The 22,257-nt window shown below is 27.5% G+C and carries 20 protein-coding genes; 15 read left to right on the top strand and 5 right to left on the bottom strand.

All coding sequences use genetic code 11. From position 1 onward, the window contains the following. The first annotated feature begins 36 nt into the window (after window positions 1–36). Both alaS and ACKU4C_RS01370 read left to right on the top strand, forming a co-directional pair. A complete protein-coding gene (gene alaS, locus ACKU4C_RS01375; RefSeq protein ID WP_321313984.1) occupies window positions 37–2,595 on the top strand; it encodes an alanine--tRNA ligase in 2,559 nt (852 codons plus the stop codon). Further along, complete coding sequence (locus tag ACKU4C_RS01370; RefSeq protein ID WP_321313982.1) at window positions 2,596–3,075, top strand: hypothetical protein; 480 nt, start codon at window positions 2,596–2,598, stop codon at window positions 3,073–3,075. Window positions 3,076–3,105: 30 nt separating this feature from the next. Here ACKU4C_RS01370 and ACKU4C_RS01365 read toward each other — a convergent pair whose 3' ends face one another. Further along, a complete protein-coding gene (locus ACKU4C_RS01365; RefSeq protein WP_407933772.1) occupies window positions 3,106–3,813 on the bottom strand; it encodes an SIMPL domain-containing protein in 708 nt (235 codons plus the stop codon). 96 nt (window positions 3,814–3,909) lie between these two features. Between ACKU4C_RS01365 and ACKU4C_RS01360 the strand changes: the two genes are divergently transcribed. Further along, window positions 3,910–4,407 (top strand): NlpC/P60 family protein, encoded by a 498-nt coding sequence (locus tag ACKU4C_RS01360; RefSeq protein ID WP_321313979.1) that lies wholly within the window; start codon window positions 3,910–3,912, stop codon window positions 4,405–4,407. 16 nt (window positions 4,408–4,423) lie between these two features. Continuing rightward, window positions 4,424–5,029, top strand: a complete 606-nt coding sequence (locus tag ACKU4C_RS01355; protein WP_321313977.1) for an NlpC/P60 family protein — start codon at window positions 4,424–4,426, stop codon at window positions 5,027–5,029. Here the strand turns inward: ACKU4C_RS01355 and ACKU4C_RS01350 are convergent. Further along, a complete protein-coding gene (locus tag ACKU4C_RS01350) occupies window positions 5,026–5,952 on the bottom strand; it encodes a transporter (protein ID WP_321313975.1) in 927 nt (308 codons plus the stop codon). The two genes, ACKU4C_RS01355 and ACKU4C_RS01350, sit on opposite strands and share 4 nt — an antisense overlap. Window position 5,953: 1 nt before the next feature. After that, entirely contained in the window at window positions 5,954–7,249 is a 1,296-nt protein-coding gene (locus ACKU4C_RS01345; RefSeq protein WP_321313973.1) for a tellurium resistance protein TerC, read from the bottom strand. Window positions 7,250–7,309: 60 nt separating this feature from the next. On the opposite strand from ACKU4C_RS01345, the gene maf reads away from it, so the two are divergent. The 11 genes from maf to ACKU4C_RS01290 all read left to right on the top strand — a co-directional run bounded on the left by maf (window position 7,310) and on the right by ACKU4C_RS01290 (window position 19,303). Beyond that, complete coding sequence (gene maf / locus ACKU4C_RS01340) at window positions 7,310–7,855, top strand: septum formation inhibitor Maf (protein ID WP_321313971.1); 546 nt, start codon at window positions 7,310–7,312, stop codon at window positions 7,853–7,855. Window positions 7,856–8,028: 173 nt separating this feature from the next. Further along, window positions 8,029–8,229, top strand: a complete 201-nt coding sequence (locus ACKU4C_RS01335) for a hypothetical protein (protein ID WP_321313969.1) — start codon at window positions 8,029–8,031, stop codon at window positions 8,227–8,229. Between the two features lie 65 nt (window positions 8,230–8,294). Continuing rightward, window positions 8,295–8,732 carry a prepilin peptidase gene (locus tag ACKU4C_RS01330; RefSeq protein ID WP_321313966.1) on the top strand — a complete coding sequence of 146 codons (438 nt, stop codon included), beginning with the start codon at window positions 8,295–8,297 and terminating at the stop codon, window positions 8,730–8,732. A gap of 25 nt (window positions 8,733–8,757) precedes the next feature. Beyond that, complete coding sequence (locus ACKU4C_RS01325) at window positions 8,758–11,172, top strand: Ig-like domain-containing protein (RefSeq protein ID WP_321313964.1); 2,415 nt, start codon at window positions 8,758–8,760, stop codon at window positions 11,170–11,172. A gap of 19 nt (window positions 11,173–11,191) precedes the next feature. Next, window positions 11,192–12,778: a hypothetical protein gene (locus ACKU4C_RS01320; RefSeq protein WP_321313962.1), complete on the top strand. Its 1,587-nt coding sequence runs from the start codon at window positions 11,192–11,194 to the stop codon at window positions 12,776–12,778. Between the two features lie 2 nt (window positions 12,779–12,780). Next, window positions 12,781–14,400 carry an ATPase, T2SS/T4P/T4SS family gene (locus ACKU4C_RS01315; RefSeq protein ID WP_321313960.1) on the top strand — a complete coding sequence of 540 codons (1,620 nt, stop codon included), beginning with the start codon at window positions 12,781–12,783 and terminating at the stop codon, window positions 14,398–14,400. A 2-nt stretch (window positions 14,401–14,402) separates the two neighbouring features. After that, the gene (locus ACKU4C_RS01310; protein WP_321313959.1) at window positions 14,403–15,332 is read left to right on the top strand and encodes a type II secretion system F family protein; all 930 of its coding nucleotides are present in this window, start codon (window positions 14,403–14,405) and stop codon (window positions 15,330–15,332) included. Continuing rightward, window positions 15,332–16,183, top strand: coding sequence for a type II secretion system F family protein (locus tag ACKU4C_RS01305; RefSeq protein ID WP_321313957.1), 852 nt, complete (start codon window positions 15,332–15,334; stop codon window positions 16,181–16,183). The genes ACKU4C_RS01310 and ACKU4C_RS01305 overlap by 1 nt, the downstream gene beginning before the upstream one ends. Before the next feature lie 9 nt (window positions 16,184–16,192). Further along, window positions 16,193–17,344, top strand: a complete 1,152-nt coding sequence (locus ACKU4C_RS01300) for a hypothetical protein (RefSeq protein WP_321313955.1) — start codon at window positions 16,193–16,195, stop codon at window positions 17,342–17,344. Beyond that, the gene (locus ACKU4C_RS01295; RefSeq protein WP_321313953.1) at window positions 17,341–17,778 is read left to right on the top strand and encodes a hypothetical protein; all 438 of its coding nucleotides are present in this window, start codon (window positions 17,341–17,343) and stop codon (window positions 17,776–17,778) included. The genes ACKU4C_RS01300 and ACKU4C_RS01295 overlap by 4 nt, the downstream gene beginning before the upstream one ends. 10 nt (window positions 17,779–17,788) lie before the next feature. Next, window positions 17,789–19,303, top strand: coding sequence for a type II and III secretion system protein (locus ACKU4C_RS01290; protein ID WP_321313952.1), 1,515 nt, complete (start codon window positions 17,789–17,791; stop codon window positions 19,301–19,303). Between the two features lie 13 nt (window positions 19,304–19,316). Here ACKU4C_RS01290 and dxs read toward each other — a convergent pair whose 3' ends face one another. Further along, window positions 19,317–21,119 carry a 1-deoxy-D-xylulose-5-phosphate synthase gene (dxs, locus tag ACKU4C_RS01285; RefSeq protein WP_321313950.1) on the bottom strand — a complete coding sequence of 601 codons (1,803 nt, stop codon included), beginning with the start codon at window positions 21,117–21,119 and terminating at the stop codon, window positions 19,317–19,319. A 6-nt stretch (window positions 21,120–21,125) separates the two neighbouring features. Then, the gene (hisC, locus tag ACKU4C_RS01280; RefSeq protein ID WP_321313948.1) at window positions 21,126–22,247 is read right to left on the bottom strand and encodes a histidinol-phosphate transaminase; all 1,122 of its coding nucleotides are present in this window, start codon (window positions 22,245–22,247) and stop codon (window positions 21,126–21,128) included. Window positions 22,248–22,257 lie beyond the last annotated feature (10 nt).

Raw genomic sequence — 22,257 nt, 5'->3', positions numbered from 1 at the left:
GTTAGAATAGGCAGAAATTTAATATGGATAGATTACATGGATATTAGAAAAGAGTATTTAGAGTTTTTTAAAAATAAAGGTCATGAGGTTATTTCCTCTATGCCACTTGTACCAGACGACCCTACATTGATGTTCACAAATGCAGGAATGGTTCAATTTAAAGATATATTTACAGGTGCTGTTCCTAAACCTGAAAATCCAAGAGCAACATCTTGTCAACTTTGTGTTAGAGCAGGTGGAAAACACAATGACTTAGAAAATGTAGGTTACACTGCACGTCACCATACACTATTTGAAATGTTAGGTAACTTTTCGTTTGGTGATTATTTTAAAGAAGATGCAATAGCTTATGCCTGGGAATTTGTTACAGTTAATCTTGAATTATCTATTGATAAATTATGGGTAACAGTTCATGATAGTGATGATGAAGCATTTGAAATTTGGTCAAAATATGTAAATGAATCAAGAATCTTAAGATTTGGAGACAAAGACAACTTCTGGTCAATGGGAGATACGGGGGCATGTGGACCTTGTTCTGAAATCTTTTATGACCAAGGAGAAGAACACTTCAATGGCCCTGAAGATAAAATGGGTGGAGAAGGTGATAGGTTCTTAGAGATTTGGAATTTAGTATTTATGCAATACGAAAGAAGTGCAGATGGAACATTAACTCCTCTTCCAAAGCCATCAATTGATACAGGTATGGGACTTGAAAGGGTTATTGCTATTAAAGAGGGTGTATTTAATAACTTTGATTCATCAAACTTCCAACCAATTATTAAAAAATTAGAAGAGTTAGCTAATAAAAAAGCTAATGATGAAAACATAGGTTCATTTAGAGTTATTGCAGACCATTTAAGAGCAAACTCATTTATGCTTTCTCAAGGTATTCTTTTTGGAAATGAGGGTAGACCTTATGTAAATAGAAGAATTATGAGAAGAGCTGTTAGACATGGTTATTTACTTGGGTTTAGAAAACCTTTTATGGCTGAGCTTTATGATACACTTTGTGATATTATGGGTTCTCATTATACAGAGCTTGTTGAACAAAAAAAATATGTAAAAGAACAAATGACTCTTGAAGAAGAGAGATTCTTTAAAACTATTGAATCGGGAATGGCTTTATTTAATGAAGAGTTAAAAAATACAAAAGAGTTATTTTCAGGTGAAATTGCATTTAAACTTTATGATGAAAAAGGTTTCCCTTTAGATTTAACAGAAGATATGTTAAGAGACAAAGGTATTAAAGTGGATGCTGAAAAATTTGATTCTCTAATGAATGAACAAAAAGCTAAAGCTAAAGCTGCTTGGAAAGGTAGTGGAGATAGTGCAACAGAGGGAGACTTCAAAGCTCTTATTGAAAAATATGGAATAAATGAATTTGTAGGTTATGATACAACCTCATTTAATTCAAAAATTGTTGCTTTACTTGATGAAGATTTTAATGAAGTTGAAAAACTTGAAAAAGGTTCAATTGGTTGGGTAATGCTTGACAAAACTCCATTCTATGCTACAAGTGGTGGACAAGAGGGAGATATTGGAGCATTAGAAGATGATGATCATATTGCTATAGTTAAAGAGACTCAAAAATTTCACGGTCTAAATCTTTCTAAAGTAAAAGTTGAAAACTCTGATATGACAAAAGGTGAAAAAATCACTTCGGTTGTTGTAAACAGATGGGAAATTGCAAAACACCACAGTGCTACACACCTTTTACAAAGTGCGTTAAAAATGGTTTTAGGGGATACTGTATCTCAAGCTGGATCACTAAACAATGCATCAAGACTTAGATTTGACTTCACATATCCAAAAGCTATGACAAAAGAGGAGATTGAAGAGGTTGAAGATTTAGTTAACTCAATGATTGCAAGAGCACTTAAAGGTAATGTTGAAGAGCTACCTATTGAAGAAGCAAAAGAGAAAGGTGCTATTGCTATGTTTGGTGAAAAATATGGTGATGTAGTAAGAGTAGTTAATTTTGGAGATGTTTCTGTAGAGTTTTGTGGTGGTACCCATGTGAGAAATACCCAAGATATAGGTTCTTTTTATATAACAAAAGAATCAGGTGTTAGTGCAGGTGTTAGAAGAATAGAAGCTGTTTGTGGATTATCTGCAATAAGTTATACAAAAAATATAATCTCTAAAATGAACGAGGTACAAGCAGAAGTAAAAAATACAAATGTACTAGTTGGAATAAAAAAATTAAAAGATCAAATCAAAGATCTTAAAAAAGAGCTTGATGAAGCACAAAACTCAATCTCAACTCCAATAAATGAGCAGATGATTGGTGATACAAAAATTATAGTTGATATAGTTAAAAATGGTGACATTAAAAAACTAGTAGATGATTATAAAAATGGTAATGACAAAGTTGCAATTTTACTTATTCAAGCAAAAGGTGAAAAAGTTATGTTAGTAGCTGGGTCTAAAAATACTCCTATTAAAGCTGGTGATTGGATTAAAAATATTGCTCCAATCGTTGGTGGAGGTGGTGGTGGAAGACCAGACTTCGCCCAAGCAGGTGGAAAAGATATAACAAAAATAAAAGAAGCAAAAGAAGCTGCACTTAACTTTGTAAAGGAAAACCTAAAATAGATGGAAACTTTATTTAGTAACTTTTCTAGTTTAATTGTTTTTTTACATGTACTTAGTGCAATAATTTGGGTTGGAGGAATGATAGCAATAAGATTTGCTGTTCATTACTCTATGCAAGAGGTTGATGATCCAAAAATAAAACTAGGTAGAACATTAGAATCCCTTAGAAGATTTTTTAATATGGTTATCCCTTCTATTATACTTTTACTTTTGACAGCTGTTATTATGATAGTTGCCTTAGGATTTAAAGGAACACCTCTTTACAACTTTGTAATTGCTAAAGAGGCTATTTGGACTGTTATGACAGTTATTTTTATAATAATTTTTATAAAAAGAAAACAAGCACAAAAAGCTTTTGATGAAGGTGAACTTCCAATAGCAAAAAGCAAACTTTTACCAATTGCAAACTATTTAATTCCCATAAATATTGTCTTAGGTCTTGTTGCTATATATTTAGGAGTAACATTAAGAGGTTTCTAAAAGATATATCCTTTCTTGGATATATCTTTTTTAATCACTTAAATAATACTCAATAGTTGAAACCACTCTAACTTTTTTTATGTAAGGGGTGTTTTTATCCCTATTCGAAATTGAGAATTGTCCCTGTCTTGCCTTTTTAATTTTCCCTAATTTACTATTTGAATCTTTTGCAAATTTTATAGCTACCTCTCTGGCTTTTTTTGTAGACTCTTCAATCATCTGTGGTTTTACTTCATTTAATTTTGTAAAAATATATTCTACTCTTGTATCATAATCATTAAAACGAAACACTATCCCTTTATTTATTAAAGAGGTTAATTTTGATATGTTTTCTCTTATTTTATCTACATCCTTTGAATATATATTAATAACTCTATTGGCTACATATCTATATTGAAAATTTTTATTTGAATAATCATTTTCCAGTTTATCTGTAATAGAAGGGGATTGAATAGTAATTTCATCCTTTTTGATTCCATTTTTTTCAAGAAAATCTAATATTAGATTAGTATATTCATCAACTCTATTATTCAATTTTACTAAATCAGAATCTAAAGTTACAAATTTAATAGGCCATAAAACAATATCTGCTTTAAACTCTTTTTGAGATAAGCCTTTAACAGTTACACTTCTGTCATACTGTTTATATAAAGATACACTTTTTGTTAAAAAATATCCCAAAGTAAACATTCCAAGTAAAAAAGATACTCCCAAAAAATATATAGACTTTGTACTAATATTTGACATTTTTATATCCTGTAATTTTCTAAATTCAAGAACTTAAGAAACTATAAGTTAAAATAAAGGTTTTAAACTTCATATCTTAGGTATCTTGTGAAAAGTTTTATTTTAAAGTTTATTATTTTTACACTAATTTTAATCTTTCAAGGATGTAGTACAAAAACTATATCAGATATTGATTACAATAAGTATAATAAACTCTCGAATAATTTAGATTATAACAAAATTTATGATAATTTACTAACACAATATAGAGATTGGAGAGGTGTAAAATATAAATATGGTGGCTATTCAAAAAGTGGAATAGATTGTTCAGCATTTGTTCAAAGAACATTTAAAGAGCAACTTTTTATAGATATTCCAAGAACAACTACTTTACAAAAAAAATTAGGTAAAGAGGTTGAACTAGATAAATTGGCAACTGGTGATTTAATATTCTTCAAAACAGGATTTAAAACAAACCATGTAGGCATATATTTAAAAAATGGAAAATTTATGCATGTATCCACAAAAAAAGGGGTTATTATCTCTAGGCTGAATAACCCATATTATTCAAAGCATCTCTGGAAAATAAAAAGAGTATTATACTAAAGGAGCCCATTTTTATATGATAAAAAACTTATTGTTACTTTTATTAATATCAATAGTTATAACAGGTTGTGCATCAAATAACCAAAAATATGTAGTAGCTAGCGATATGAGTGAATATGCTGTACTTGAGACAAATCCAAATTTAGACAAGAATTTAATTACCAATTTAGATTACCAAGAGATTATTTCAAACAATGAATATAAAAAGATTTTACAAAAACCTAAAAAAGTTCTTGAAAAACAAAAACAACTAGCCCATGTAGAAGCAGCCTTAATGGAGTTTTATAATGAATGGAAGGGTGTAAAATATAAGTTTGGGGGAGATACAAAAAAAGGTATCGACTGTTCAGCTTTTACCCAAAAAGTTTTTAAAGAAAAATTTAATTTAAAAATTCCAAGAACTACTAGAACACAAGTTAAAGTTGGGAAAACAGTAAAAAAAGCTGAACTAAAACTTGGAGACTTAATATTTTTCAAAACAGGAAAAATTGACAGACACGTGGGTATCTATATAGGACATGGAGAGTTTATGCACGCTTCAATAAAAGGGGTAAAAGTTACAAAACTAAATAAACCTTTTTATAAAAAAGCCTATTGGACTTCAAAAAGAGTGATTAATTAAAATCCACCATACAAAGCTAAAACTACAGGTATATAAACTATAGAAATTAAAGTTGAAAGAAGTACAGTAAAGGAAGCTTTTTCAGGTTTTGCTTTTAGTAAAACTGCTAGGGTTACTGTATTTCCAGCTAAAGGTACTATTGAAAATAAAAACATAACTTTATATATCTCATCATTTAAAAAGTTTATAAATGTTTTATCTATAAATATTATTGCCAAAATAACCCCTGGCCAAAATATAAATTTAAAAAAGTAAGAGATTCTTATATACTTTCTATCAAAATCCTCATGGATATTAAACCCTTTCATCCCCATACCAAGCATCATCATACCTAATAAACCATAAGCCCATTTAAAATTTTCAAAATATGGAACAATAAATTCAGGTGTTCTAAATCCAAGTATATTAAAAATAACTCCTGCAATAAAAGCATAAAGTAATGGCAATTTTAAAATCTTCATTATAGATTCTCTTGCTGTAAAACTTCCCTTTGCAGTTACATAAAACCCTGTAGTATTTTCATATAATAAAGAAGCCAATGTTCCAAAAATAAAAATATTTGCAGCATTTGGTTCTAATAAAATCATAGCTAAAGGGATACCAAAATATCCAGTGTTTCCTGTTCCACAAGTAAAAGCCAAGGTATTAACGCTGGCATCATTCCATTCATTTTTATACTTTTTTAATATATAAAAAGCGATAGTAGTACCAAATAAAAATATAAAAAGTGGCAAAAATATCAATTGAAAATTTATCTCAATAGATAAAACTGCAAAAAATATAACAACAGGTCCTAAGATATACACTAATAAAAAAGCTATTTGTTCCCTTTTTATTTTAAAAAATCTTGTTAAAAGATAGCCTGCAAGTATTGTTATATATAAAGGAAAGATTTTCCCTAAAATTATTAATAATATATTCAAATTAAATTCCTAGATAATTGGCTAAAAGAAAAAGGATTATAACACAAATGATATACATCTTTAAAGCATAAAGAAAATTTGTTTTAAATATTTCAAAAGTGTTTAAGCCATATCTTGCTTGCATTGTCAAGTTTACCCCACTAAAAGGAGAAGTACATACGGATGTTGACCAAGCCATCAAAAAAGTCATAGCTAATAAAGTATGATTTATATCTCCTGTCCAATTTCCAATTATTGCAATTGTAATAATTGGATGTATCCCTACAAAAGATAATAATATTTGTACCAAAAGTATAATAGAAGCACTAAGACCATCAAACCTTTCAAAGGGAAATTCAATATTAAAGCCAACAAGTAAGGTACTTATACTTACCCCAAACATCCCTGCAATAAGAAAAAGACCTATTTCATTTTTCATTTTAGGAAGTTCATTAGTTACATGAAAATTTAAACTTTTAATTGCCTTTTTAAGCCCTAATTTAAAAGGTAAGATCAAACTTGTTAGGGCAATAGAAAATAAAGAGATAAGTAAAATCACTTTTGTATGTGGGTAATAATGATTTGTAATAAGAACCAATAAAGCTAATATTACAGGTAGTATTAAAGTGTCAAATTGTAAAGGATAACCCCTAAATTCACTTAAGTTATGTGTTTTTTTTAATTCAATATATGTAACAAAAAAAGCTAAAATTGCTAATATAATTCCTGTAGAAACTACTTCAATTGCTTTAAAGCCTGAAGAATAAGTAGAAACTGCTGCAAAAGCTACAAAAAATGGAGACCAATATGCATCTGTAGCAAAAGCTCTTGTTAATACAATAGCTTGAAGTTTAGTTAATTTTGCTTTTTTATAAAGTTTATCTGCAACCAAAATCAATGAAGACATATTTATTACTGAACCAAAAAGATGTACTCCTAAATATGTTTTTATAAAAGATAAATCTCCTTTTGGTAACTCTTTTAATGTTTCATTTTTAGGAGTTGCAATTAATCTTAAAAATCCTACTCCAATTAAAAGTGTCAGCATATATTGATTTACTAGTATTGCTTTTTTATAATCAATAATAAAATTATTGTATGAACTAAAAAGAAAAATTATCATCGATAAAAATATCAAAGATATAAGTAATTTTATGTTTCCAATTTTCTTAAATAGTAAAATTAAAGCTACCCATGCAAATAATCCTGCAAAAATAAAAATATCATATTTAAAAAAATAGCTAATAAGTGTAATTAAAAATGAGGCAAGAATAAATATGCCAGATAGTTTCAAAGTATTCATTTCGCAATTATACATAAATTTATCTCATTTTAGCTCATCCTTTGGTAAAATTAATAAACATTAAAAAGGGACAAAGTGATTAGATTAGGTTCAAATTCACAAACAAGAGCACTGATTCTTAAAAACAATAATATAGACTTTATACAAAATGGTGGAGATTTTGATGAAGATTCCATAAAATCCAAAAATCCAAAATCTTTTGTTTATCAAGCAACCTTAGGTAAATATAACGAATTATTAAAAAAATATGGAATTGAAGATATGCCATTATTAGTTGCTGATTCTGTAGTTACTGCAAATAATCAACTTCTTAGAAAAGCAAAAGATGAAGAAGATGCAAGAAGAATGTTAAAACTTCAAAGTGGAAATAAAACTTCAGTAATTACATGTATGATATATAAAAGTAAAAAGAAAGAACTAATTGATATTTCTATTACTACATATGAGTTTGCAAAATTTAAAGATAAAGATATAGAAGAGTACATTAAATCAAAAGAGTGTTTTGGCAAAGCAGGTGCAATTATGGTTGAAGGTTTTTGCAAACCTTATATTTTAAATGTAAAAGGTTATGAAAGTACAGCAATGGGACTTTGTGTAGAAAAATTGAAACTTTTTTTATAATAATCAATTTTTAATATATTATTTAGTTATACAATAATAATATTATTAACTTTATTTTATTTTGTAATTTATTTAAATAATAATTTTCTAAGAAAAATAACTCTTTTAAATAAATTATAAGAAAAATAAAACTTTTTTATGATAGAATTATCTATATCAATAAGGAGAATACAATGTTAGAATTCTTAAAACGAAGATTAAAGTCTGAAAAAGGTGCAATGGATAAAATTCTTGTAACACTTCTTTTAGTTATTGTTGGTGTTGGTGCAGTTGTAGGGCTTAACCAATGGATTACTGATGAAAGTGCTGGTGTACAAGATAGTGCTGGTCAGGCAATACAAGGTGCAATAGATGATGCAAATGGTGGTAACTGATTAGTTTTACTAATCATACTCTACTTTAGTAATATGAGTAATTTTTACTCATATTACATACTATTATGATTTTTCATTTATCATTTTTTATTTTTTCATTTTTTATATCTTATATAGACTTTACAAGATATAAAATTCCTAATGTGATGATAGTCACACTTTCAATATTTCTAATAATTTTTGGTTTTCTAGAAAATAAACTAATAATTTATTCTTTTATTATTTTAATAATATTTTTACTTTTTTTTGTTACAATTATTCTTTTAATGCCTAAAATGATTTTAGGTGGCGGAGATATAAAATATATTTTAGTAATAACTTTATATCTACAACCAATTTCTATACCAATTTTCTTAATAGTAACGGGTATAGTTCAAACAATTTTTTTACTTTATTACCAAAAGATAAAAAAAAGAAGAGTAGCTCCAATGGCTCCTGCTATTTTTTTATCTGTAATTATAGTAAAGATAAACGAGTTTATGGACATTTATAATATAATGTAATATAATATAATAAAAAGGTTTCACAATGAGAAAAGCTTTTATTGACCAAATGTTTTTTGGCTTTCTTTTGTTAATGGGTGTTGTATTTTTTGTAGCAACTGTTAGTGATGAAACTATAATAAGAAATAAAATGGAGGATTTGCAATCTTTAGCTAGAGCTTCATCTCACTCTATTTCAGAATATTACGCTTTACAAATGGATATGTGTACAGCACAAGATATAAATAATAATATTCTAAGACAAACAAATTTAGGTAATTTTCTTCTTAATAATGGTTTAGTAAATTATACTTGGCTTGATACAACTGGAGATTTACAACCTGACACTATTAGAACTACATTTGGAGCATATGATTACCAAACTTTTTGGTATAAGTTTATGGATAAAGATTCATTTACAATTGGTCCATTTTCTGCTCAAGAAGGAGTTACAACTCCATTAAATGTAAACTTGACTTTTGGTGGTGAAAATGCTGGTTACACTAATATGGTTGGTACTTATACCTTAGATAATAATGGTTGCGTACAAAATCCTCAACTAATTTTGGAAAATTCAAAAAGGCCTAATGAAGGTGATTCTATAGGTTCACAATTTACAACTCCACCAACTTTTACTTTTATTATATCAGATGGATACAATACTTTTAAAAATGGTTACAATGATTATCCTGCTGTTACCGACTCAATTACAATGAATCACTGTATGGGTGCAACTAGTAATCCTACAGTAACACTAAATAATAAAACTGTCAATGATACTCACATATATTTTGAACACGAAAGTTTAAATGGAGATGGTAATTATGCCCATTTTCAAATTATCCCTAAGAGTATTTGGGATACTTATAACAACTACATAAATAATTTATCTGGAGATGCAAATGATAAGTACCAACAATTTATCGAATATGCAGATAGTTTAAATAATGACTTAGATCCAACTAATGATATAGATTATACTACTGATCCAAATAATGAATATAGATATTCAATGGAAGATTTAGATGGCGGTGGAGACCAAGACTTTAACGACTTGGTACTAGATAGTACAAGGATAGCTGTACCTAATCGGCTAAATGATTTTACGGTAGGTCAAGATGGAGTGGTTTTATTGAATTGTGGGAATAATCAAAATCCAGTAGTAACAATTACAGGTTGTCCAATAACTATAAATGAGGATACACCAACTTCTATGATAGGATGGAATGCTGTTGATGTAGATGGTTCAATTTATAGTACAGAAGCTTCTTCCCAAAATGGTACTACTATAATAAATGACAATGGAACATTAACTTACACTCCTGCATTAAACTTTTATGGTACAGATAGGATAACATTTACTGCTACAGACAATAGTGGTGATGTAGGGTTTGGTTATTGTGATGTAACTATTAATGAAGTAAATGATGCACCTACTATTTATGGTACACCTGTTTCAACTATAAACATAGATAATTATTACAGTTTTACTCCAACAGCTTCTGATCCTGATAATGATATACTAACTTTTAGTATTTCAAACAAACCCTCTTGGCTTTCTTTTAATCAAAACTCAGGAGAACTTATAGGAACTCCCACAAGTTCAGATTTAGGATTATATGAAAATATTGTCATTTCAGTAACAGATGGTCAACTATCAGCTTTCTTACCAGCATTTAGTATTGAAGTAACAGATAATAATTCTAAACCCGTAGCAGGTGAAATTCCCGATGGTACAGTTAAAGAGGATACCTATTATAGTTTTGATGTGAGTCCTTACTTTACAGATGCTGATGGAGATAATTTAACCTATTCAATAACTGTATATCTAAATGGTACCACTAATGTTAGTTCTTATTTTAGTATAAATCAAAATGGTCTTATAACATCAAATACTAAAATACCAAATGGATATGTGGGCAGTACTTTAACAATAAATGTTACAGTAAGCGATGGTAAAGAGAGTACTACAAGTAGTTATAATGTAAAAATAATAAATGAAGTGGATTTACGAATTTTTAATTTAACATTTGATAGGGATGAAGAAGGCTTTGATACTACATATGGTTCATGGATAAGAGATTCATACGATTCAAATGAAGGTAAATTAAAAATCCAAGCAAAAAGAACAAAACGTTGGCAAACAACAGGAAGATTTTTTAATTTTGGACCAAGTTTTGCGAATAAAGATGTTACAGTTAGTTTTGATTTAAACTTTGTTGGTGGATGGGAAGATTGGGGTAGTAGTCAAGACTATTTTACTGTTTATTTAAACAATGACTTACTTGTTGATAGAGAATCATTTGGTAATTACTATGGATCTATTAATTATGGATCAAAATCATATTCACTTGAAGGAAGAACTGATTCTGATGGAATACTTGGTGTATCATTATCAATCTATGTTTCAAGTACAAATGAAGTATTATATATAGATAATTTTATAGTTGAATTACAGTAGTAAGATAAAAAGGGATTAAATGGATTATAAAACATATCAAGAATATTCAAATATTCAAGGTGCTTTAGATATTAGAAAAGAGAATGTAATTGAGATATTACAACTATTTGTACTAATCTCAAACATTCAAAAACTTACTTTTTTAAAATATGATTTTAAATATAACAATTTTATTTATGGTTTTACTGTAAATGGATATGAAGTAATAGAAGATGATATTAATTTTATAAATAATAAATACTCTATAATATTAAAAGATGGAGATATAATCTTTGGTAAACTTACATTTAATAGAAAAATTTGGTATAGACAAGTATTAAAAGAGTTATTAAAAAAATCAAGAATTGCACTAAGAAAAATATTTGAGATTGAAAAAGATTTACTATCTCAAAATACTCCATTAAATATATTTATAGTAACAGATAAAAACACAACAAAATTTGCAAATAAACTACAAACAAATTTGGATATTTTATTAAATGCAGAGATAAATGTTATTTATGATATTACAAAAATTTCTGATATTCTAAATATGAAAAACTCAAAAAATATTATTATCTATACAATACAAAATGGTGAATTAATAAATGATGATAGTGAACTTTTAAGAAAATTCAATGAGTTTATTATAGTCATTGGCCCAAATAATCATAATCTTTCACTAACCTGTGGAAAACTAAATATTGAAAATTATGTTTCAATAGATGAATTTTCTCCTGAACTTATAAAAAATATAATATTAGAAACTAAATATAAACTAATTAATAAAAATAAATATGATAACAAAATTATTGCAGTAAGTGGAATTTCCGGGGGAACTGGAGCAACAACTATTTCAATGAATGCAGCAGATATTATTGCAAGAAATAATCCATCAAAAAATGTACTATTTATAGATTTAGCTACAACAAAAGCTATTAGTAATCTATTTTTATCTCAGAATCCCATACCAAACTATTCAATTATTGATTTAGTAAATATGAATGATTTTGATATAAAAAAAAATATGGAAGTAGGACTTGTAAAAATAAGAGAAAATTTTTATGGAATAAATGGTATCCAAAAACATATTGATAGAGATATACTTGAAAAAGAAATATTTATAGAGAAGATGCTGGATTATATTTTAAAAGCTAGTGAGCATTTTAATTATATTATTATAGATGCAGGTATATCTGATGCAACATCACTTAAAAGTACTATTTATGATTTAGTAAATGAGATTTGGGTTTTAACAGAGATGACTCTTCCTCATGTATCTAAACTTAAAACTTTTTATTCACTTATGAAAAGAGCTGGATTAAAGGATAAAGTTAATTTTATAGTAAATAGAGTTAATTCATTAAATGAAATTTCATCTTCCGATTTTGACTCTATAATGAATACAAGTAGTAAGGAAGATAAGTTAAGTTATCTAAAGATTCCAAATGATTATCAAACTTTAGGTAAATGTTGGAATTATTGTGAACTAGCTTCTCAAATTTCGCAAGATTCACCATTTGTAAAAACTTTAGAAGATATCCTTAAAACAAAAGAATTTATAAGTGAAACTACTTCTAAAGAAAAAGCTAAAAAAAGTATATTTTCATTTTTAAATAAGGAATAAAATTGAGAAATTTAAGAAATCTTATTACTGAAGAAGAACAAAAGAAAGAGATAAAAAAACAATCTTTTGCGTATAATGAAGAAGAAGAAAAAGATGAATCAGAAATTGTTTTTGAAGATAATATTGAAGAGAAAATTGAAAAAGTAAAAAGAAAAAAAGCAGAAAATCAAATTCTAGATTTTCCAAAAATTTATTTGAATGAGAAATTATTAAATATAGCATATGAGATAAATGATACTTTTATGATAAATTTAAAATCTGATAAAAAAATAGTTAGAGATTCTTTAGAAGAAGTTTTACCTGAATTTATTTTATCTTTTAAACAAGCAAGTAAATTACCAAAAGATATTTTAGAAGAGATAAAAGAATTTATTATAAACAATATAGTTGGATATGGGCCAATAACAACTATTTTTGATATTGCAAAAGATGGATTAAATGATGTTATTATAAATACAAAAGATTATATAGATATTATCTATAAAGGTAAAACTGTAAGAACACCTTTTACTTTTAGAAGTGAAGATGAATTAAGAAAAATTATAGATAAAATGTTAGCTGAAAATAATAGAAAAATCGATGAAGCTCACCCTATTATGTCTAGTAAACTACAAGATGGTTCAAGGGTAGAAGTTCAAATTCCTCCCATTGCAGCAAATAATGGAAGTTGCGTAACAATAAGAAAATTCAATTACTTGCCATTATTACTAGAATCACTTATTGATTCTGGGCAAATGGATTACAAAATGGCTTATTTTTTACTAAAAATTGCTAAAGGTAAATGTAATATGATTGTGTCAGGGGGTACATCAAGTGGTAAAACTACATTTCTAAATGCCATGACAAGGTTTATAGATCCAAATGAACAACTTATGGTAATTGAAGATACTAAAGAGATGCAACCCCAAATGCCTTGTAATTCTATTAGACAATATGAAGCAAGAATGGCAAATGAAGAGGGGAAAGGTGCTATAACTCTTGATTTTTTATTAAGATCTGCTCTTAGGTCATCTCCAAGAAGAATCATAGTTGGGGAGTGTAGAGGTGGAGAGATTGTAGTTATGCTTAATGCTATGAATACAGGGCATCCTGGTTCAATGACTACAGTCCACGCTGATAATACAAAAGAAGCTTTAGTTAGAATTGAAAACATGTATTTAGAAGCGAGACCTAGTGCTAATATTAATTTTATTAGGGCACAAATAGTTTCAGCTATTGATATTATCATTCAATTAGTTAGATTCCCTGATGGAACAAGAAAAGTTATCACTGTTTCAGAAGTTGAAAAAAGAATTGAAGATGGTACAGTTGTTTCATTAAACAATATCTTTGAATTTAAGAGAGATACAAGTGATATGACTAAAACAAAAGGAACATTTGAAGTTGTTTCAACTCCAACTAGAACTGTTTCTCAAATGAATATGTTTGGAGTAGATATTGATCTTTCTATTTTTGATAAAGAGTTTGAAATGCCAAGGTCAATGTTAATAGAAGAATTAGAAAAAGATTTACCAAACAAAATGTGTGGATGGGAAGATGAATTTTTAGATATTTTCTTAAGAAATGATCCAAAACTATTCCATAAATGGCCACATTTCCAAAAAATAAGTAGGGATTATTAGGAATGGATATTCAATTTCTTATTTTATCAGCAGTTATACCAATTTTAACAATAACTAGTATTGTATTAATATATAACTATTTAATAAATTTTAATAAACAAAATAAAATTATTAAAAAATTATCAAATGATCAAAATGAGATTTTAGCTGAAGCAAAAAAAAGAAATAGTTTATTTAAAAAAGATAGAAATTGGTTAGGTAAAAAACTTTCTTATGCAGGATTTTTATCTCCTCTTTCCGAACCAATTTTTATATTTATATCAATAGGCTTTGGTTTTCTAGCCGCAACATTTGTAAATTTTGCTATTACAAATCCTGTTGTCTTCGCAATTAGTTGGATTGTATTTGCTTTTTTCCCACTTTTAGTTTTGAAAAAAATTATTTCAAATAGACAAGAAGAGTTTAATTATGGACTAAAAGTAATTATTGATAAAGTTACTAGTATGATGAAAAGTGGTGTAGGATTTGAACAATCACTAACTAAAGCTGTTATGACTTCAAAATCTAAATTTACAAAAGATACTTTTAATATCTATCTTATGGAAAAAGATATTATTGGTGAAAATAAAGCTTTTGAAAAAATGTTTAAATTAGTTGAGTCAAAAGAATTAAGAATTTTTTATCTAACTATCTCAATTGGTAGACAATCAGGAGGTAAGTTTTCTAATACATTAGAAAAACTAAGAAAAACACTTCATGATCAAGGGGAAATAAAACAAGAGATTACTTCATCAACAAAAGAGATAAAAGTTGGTAGTTACATGATTATAGGACTGGTAATTTTTACTTATGAGATGATGGATAGTTCATTAAATGGTGTTTTAGATAGACATTTTTTTGGAAGTAATGAAGGTCAGATTCAAATGTTTTTTATTGCAGTTTGGGTTGCATTTGGTTTATTTGTAAACAATCTACTAACTAAGGTTAAATAATGGATTTAATATTTTTTCTACCTGTTATAGTTATAGTTATAGTTATTGCAGCATGGTATATTTACGATTCACAAGGACAAAAAAAACAAATTGTACAATTATCAAAACTTGATGCCTTAGCAATCATCGATCAGCAAAAAGATGTAAAAAATAAAAGTTCAGATGAAAAGGATGATAAAGAATTCTATTTTAAATTAATTCAAGCAGGTCTAACTAAAAAAGAATACAATGAAGGTAAACTTGTCTTTGCTTTAATTGGATTAATTATTGGTATATCTTTTCCTATACTATTTAATACCTTAATTGGTGTTATTGGCATAATAATTGGTATACTATTAATAATTTTTGGAGGGAAGATATATATTTATATATCAAAAAATGAAAGAGCAGAAAAAATAAACAATGATCTAGGTGTTTTCTTAGATTTAATTAATGTAATTTTAGAGGCTGGTGGTGGTTTAAAAAACGCTTTTTTTACAGTATCAACTAGAGCACATGGTATCTTAGATGAGGAGTTATTAAAAGAGATAGCCATATTGGAATATGAGATGACAAATTACACAACAAAAAAAGCTTATGAAAATTTAAAAAGAAGAGTTGACTCTGATGATTTAGGAAAAATTGTAGATTTTTTAATATTGAGTGAAGAAGCAGGAATTGGAGTTAAGAATATATTTTCTACCCAATCAGATGAGATGAGGCAAGAAAAATTTTATAAAATTAAAGGTAAAGTTAATACTCTTAATATGTATCTGATTTTAGTTTTATTTGTATTTGTTTTACCAGCATTAGGAGCATTTATAATTTTCCCTATGATGGCTGGTGAATTAGAATTAGGTTTAGGAATGTAAAGGAAAAGTATGAAGTTTGACAAACAGTTAGCAGTTATTTTAGTTTTAGTATCTTTATTACTATCAGCAATCGCTATATCTTTCTATTTTTATAAAGAGAAAGAAAAAGTTGCAAAAGACAATAATAGATTAGTAAACGTTTTTGTTGCAAAAGACACAATTAATAAAGATACTCTTATTGGTGAGAATCATATTAAACAAACTGTTATTGCAAGACAATTTGTTTTAACAAAACCCTTGTTAAAACAAGAAATCCTTGGTAAATATGCTAAAGAAACAATATATAAGAACGAAGCTTTTTTAAAAGAAAAACTTTCAAATAAAATTGAAATTATTAAAGAAAAATCTTTAGATTTTAAATACAATAGTTACAATATGTCAATGACACTTTTTGAAAATCCAAACTTTTCTTTAGAACCTAATGATATTATAAAAATAATATCAGTTTATCCCAAAGGGCAAGATACAAATAAATATGCTGTACAGTATATAGCAAAAAATATTAAAGTTTTAGGTTTTTTAAGTGAAGGATTAGAATCAGAAAAAGCAATTTTTAAGAAAAAAATTAAAAAACTTGTAAAAAAACAACAAGTTGAAGAAATAGTTAATGTAAAAGCTAATGAAATTGTTCTTGACATAAAAGAAAAAGTATTATTAAAACTAATTGATGATTATAATAAAGGTAAACAACTTTGGATGGTTAAATCAAAGCTTGAAGAAGAAAATGAAAAAGAAAAAGAAAAACCTAAAAAAGTAGTTAAAAAGAAAAAACTTGTTAAACCAGTAGTTTATAGAAAACCTACTTATCCAATTAAATGGTATAGTCCAAAAGATAAAATTTCTACAAAAACTGCTACTATATCTTATGCAGATAATAAAGATAAAAAAACAGTTAAAGAAGCTACTATTACTGAAGGGTACAAAAATGAATGTTCAAAAACTGATAATTTATTAATTGGTTTATCAAATAATATTTATTTAAGAAATAAACCATCATATAGAGCAAAAATCAACAGTAAGATACATAAAAATTATATAATGTCATATGTTAGCAGATCTAAAATACAACCAAATTGGTATATTTTATGTGATGGTAGTTATGTAAATAAAAAAGATGTAAAAGAGATATCTTTTTCTGAATATAAAGAATTGAAAAAATGAAAAAAAAAGATTTGAAAAAAGCTTATATTGAAAATATATTACTATGGATGGTAATGTTTATAGGTTTTGTTACTTTTTTCTTTTTTGTTATTAATTATTCAAAAATCGCTAGGGTGAAAGATAATATGGATGCTATAAGTGATTATGGAGCTAGATTAATCTCTACTAATGGTACAGGTGCTATTACTATAAATGATTTTGTAACAAGAGTTAATAATATGTCAGTAAATGGTATAGATGTAGTGGCTGCAGGTGATGTTGTTTGTAATACTGATAACTCAATTGTTCCACCAAATTATCAAGTTATTTTCTCCACTCAATTAGCTAGTGGAGTATCTTTTTATGATCAACAAATTGTTAGTAGGCGAGCAGTTTTCAACGAAAGTGGCTCAGGAACAGTTACATGTACACTAACTATAACATACACAGAATAGGAGTTTCATAATGAAGTATTTTTTTAAGGTTTTATTTTTATTTTTATGCACAACATCTTTTAGTTTTGCATATGATATTAATGATAAAGTGATATATCAAAAAGATTTTCATGATAGTACAATATATTTACCACTTAATAATTATAGAACTTTGATATTTGATTCTAGAATTAAAAATATCCAATTAACGAATAGCGAAAATATAAGTGCTGATTTTATAGATAGTCTTGAAGCTCCCTTAACAAAACTAAAAATATTGGGTAAAAACATTGGTAATGAGGGGGCAATAGTAACCCTAGAAAATGGAGATTCAATCCATATAAACTTTAGTATTATGCAAAATCTAGATACAATTATTTCCATTGTAAAAGCTACTTATCCAAACTTAATTGTTGAACAAGCAAATGATACAATTATTTTAAAAGGTTATGTAAAAGATTATAGAGAAAAAGATTTAGTAATTGATACCTTTAAAAAAGCTGGTATTAAAACTGAAGAAAAGCTTGTTGATATGATTGAAACATCAACTCCCTCAAAAATGATTCGTGTTAAACTTTATGCAGTTGAAATAAATAATGATGATGGTATAGATTTAAAAAATAATTGGGCTGTTTCTGTTAGAAACTATGCAACAACCGAAGAAAAAGAAGGGGAATATACTTATTATCCATCTAGTGAATTTGGTCATATTTCACAACTTAATGGTGATATAACTGGTGCCCTTGATAAAATTATGTCTAATGCATTGACTCTAACTGGGGGGCTTACTAGTGCTGCAAACTTTTTAAGTCAGAATTTTAATACTTCAATGATACTACAATATTTAGAATCAGAAGGTGTTGCAAACATTTTGGATGAAACAACGTTAATAACTTTGGAAAATAAAGAAGCAACTTTCCATGCTGGGGGAACTATAAGAATTAAAACACAAACAACAACAGCAGAGGGTATTCCTTCAACTGATTTAGAAGAGGTTAAATATGGACTTCAACTTGATATAAAAGCTAAGAATGTAATGAAAAATAATTATGTTGATTTAGAATTAAAAACAAGTTCGACAGAAATTGACTGGACAAATATGGTTGATGATATACCAAGTTTTACAGAAAAAGAAATTGTAACCAATGTATTAGCAAAAAATGGAGCTACTATAGTTTTAGGTGGTCTTGTAAGTAATGAAAACTCATATGATGTTGATAAAATACCATTTTTAGGTGATATTCCTATACTTGGTTTTATATTTACTAGTAAAGCTTTCAAAGAGGGTAAAAGTGAACTTGTATTTTTTATCACACCTGAAATTGTAGACCCTTCAAATAATAATCAAAATACACTCTATCAAAATACGAAAGATAAAATATTAAACACTTCGAAATATAAAAAAGAGGTTTTTATTAATGATGAAAAAGATTCTACTGAATCAGTAAAAGAAAAAAAATCTGCTACTAAAATCAATACTCAAAAACAACTAACACCAAAAGAAAGACAACAAAAAAGAATTAATGAAATCTTAGGATATGAATAGTAGTTTTTAACTACTATTTTATCTTTTGAACTAATTGATTAGGATTTAATCCTAAACTCTCTTCAACTTTTTTTGTATCACCATGTTCAATAAACTTATCTTCATATTCAAAAGATGTAACATCCACACAGATTTTTTCTTTATTTAAAAACTCTAAAATAGCACTTGCTACTCCACCTTGTTTTTGAGAATCACTAAAAATATACCAATCATTATATTTACAGGCTAAAGATTTTAAAGTATCTTCATCTAAAGGTTTTACAAATCTTAAATCTAATATAGCGATGTCATCATTATGAAGTTTTTCAGTTTCACAGGCTCTGTTTACACCTGCACCATAACCAATAAATAGTTTATTTGATTCTCCCTCTTTTAGAAGTTCTGCCTTCCCTAGCTCAAATTTACTAGCTTCAAATGGCAAGTTAGCAAAAGCTCCTCTTGGGTATCTTATTGCACAGGGTTTATTTGCTTCATATGCAAATTCTAAAGAGTATTCTAAAGTTTTATCATCTCTTGGAGCACAAAGTATCATATTTGGTAAAAACCTTAAATATGAGATATCAAAGGCACCTTGATGGGTCTCTCCATCATTTCCTACAATTCCTGCTCTATCAATAGCAAAAACGACAGGTAATCCTAAAAGACAAACATCATGAACTATTTGATCAAAACCTCTTTGTAAAAATGTTGAATAAATTGTAATAAAAGGTTTAAAACCCTCTTTAGCCATAGCTGCCATTGAAGTAACTGCATGTTGTTCAGCAATTGCTACATCCCAAAATCTAGTAGGAAACTCTTTCATAAGTTTATCAATACCTGTACCACTTGGCATTGCTGCTGTTACACCAACTACATTTTCATGTTTTCTTGCTAAATCTAATAAAGCATCAGCAAATACTGCTGTAGCTGATTTTGCGGATGCTTTTTTAGCAAAAGTTCCATCTTCTACATTAAAAGGGCCTACACCATGCCAATGTTCTTGTTGACCTTCTGCATGTTTATAACCTTTACCCTTTACTGTTCTTGCATGGACAATTACAGGTTTATTTATACCTTTTGCTATCTCTAAAGTTTCAATAACCTCTTCAAGATCATGTCCATCAATTGGTCCAATATAATCCACACCCATCTCTTCAAAAATTATTCCAGGAGTTATTAGCTTCATACTCTCTTCAATTTTTTTAGCTATATAAGTTGCGCCACTTGGCAATTTTTGCACAATATTTCTATCAACTCTATCTCTAAAGCCTTGATAGAATTTACCTGCTAATATTTTTGATAAATATTTAGATATAGAACCAATAGGTTTAGCTATTGACATCTCATTGTCATTAAGGATTATCACAACAGGATATTTTCTATCTCCTAACTCATTTAATGCCTCATAAACCATTCCTGCTGTCATAGAACCATCCCCAATCATAACAACTGGGATTCTATCTTCACCCTTAAGCTTTATAGCTTTAGCTGCACCCACTGCCAAAGAGATAGATGTTGAACTATGCCCTGCTACAAAATAATCTGCATCGGACTCTTTAGGTTTTGTAAAACCACTTAAACCACCAAATTGTCTAATAGTTTCAAATTCATCCCATCTTCCATTTATCAGTTTGTGAGGATAACATTGATGTGATACATCATAAATAAAAGGGTCTTTTTTTACATCAAACACTTTATGCATAGCAACTGTTAATTCAACAGCACCTAGTGTTGAAGAAAAATGTCCACCTTTTCTTGATACTACATCAATAATTCTATTTCTAATATCTGAACAAATTGTTTCTAATTCTTCTAAATTTTTATCTTTTATTTCCATAATAAATTATAAATTCTCTTGTTTATCTAATAAAGCTAAAACTTCATCTAAGATATTAAATACTCTTGTATTTTGTTTTTGTGTTCCAATAGTTATTCTTATTGCATTTACTCCATAACTTGTTAAATCTCTGACAATTACACCTCTTTCTAAAAGTTTTTGTGCAACATCTGAAGAGATATATTTATTATCAAATTTCATTGTAATAAAGTTTGTATAACTATCAATATAAGAAAACTCTTTTCTTTTAGCATACTCTTCATATCTTTTCATTTCATCAAAATTTAACTTAATACACTCATTTACAAACTCTTCATCTTTTAAAGCTTCAATAGCTGCAGCTAAAGATAAAGTTGTAATATTAAATGGTGGTCTAATTTTATATAAAGTTTTAATCAAATTAACTTGACCAATACCATAACCTGTTCTCATCCCACCTAAAGCATATGCTTTAGAAAATGTTCCTAAATAGACTGCATTTGGGAATTTTTCTATTAAATCAGCAGGCTCTATTGCTTTTTTTGCATCTTTATATGAAGCATATTCCATATAAGCACAATCAACTACAACTAATGTCTCTTTATCTACTTTTGCTAAGAAGTTATATACATCTTCTCTATCTAAACATTCACCTAATGGATTATTTGGTAAACATAAGAAAACCATATCTGGCTTATGTTCATTATACATCTGCTCAAATTGTTCTAAATTGTGCATAGCATCTTCAGTTTTTAAAATAGTACATCCTGTTTGTCTACCATATATTTCATACATTGCAAAAGTTGTTTTTGCCATAAGTATTTTAGAATTTTCATCACATTTTGCTTTTATTAAAAAATCTAAAATTTGATCACTTCCTGCACCAACAATTATATTTTGACTCTCTACACTGTATTTTGTTGCTAAAGCCTCTTTTAACTCATACATGGAATCATCAGGATACATAAACATATTTTTTGATAATTCTTTTATCTTTTCAATAACTTTTGGACTTGTTCCATAAGGATTTTCATTTGAAGCAAGTTTTATAATATCTTTTGTATCAACACCATATTCTCTAACTACTAATTCTATTGGCTTTCCAGCTTCATATATTTTACAATTATCTAATACTTTATTAAATTTCATTTTATTCCTT

It is taken from the genome of Halarcobacter sp. (assembly GCF_963676935.1).
Lineage (GTDB): Bacteria > Campylobacterota > Campylobacteria > Campylobacterales > Arcobacteraceae > Halarcobacter.
The sequence above is the reverse complement of the archived record's forward strand: the minus strand, read 5'-3'. Positions and strand labels throughout refer to the sequence as shown.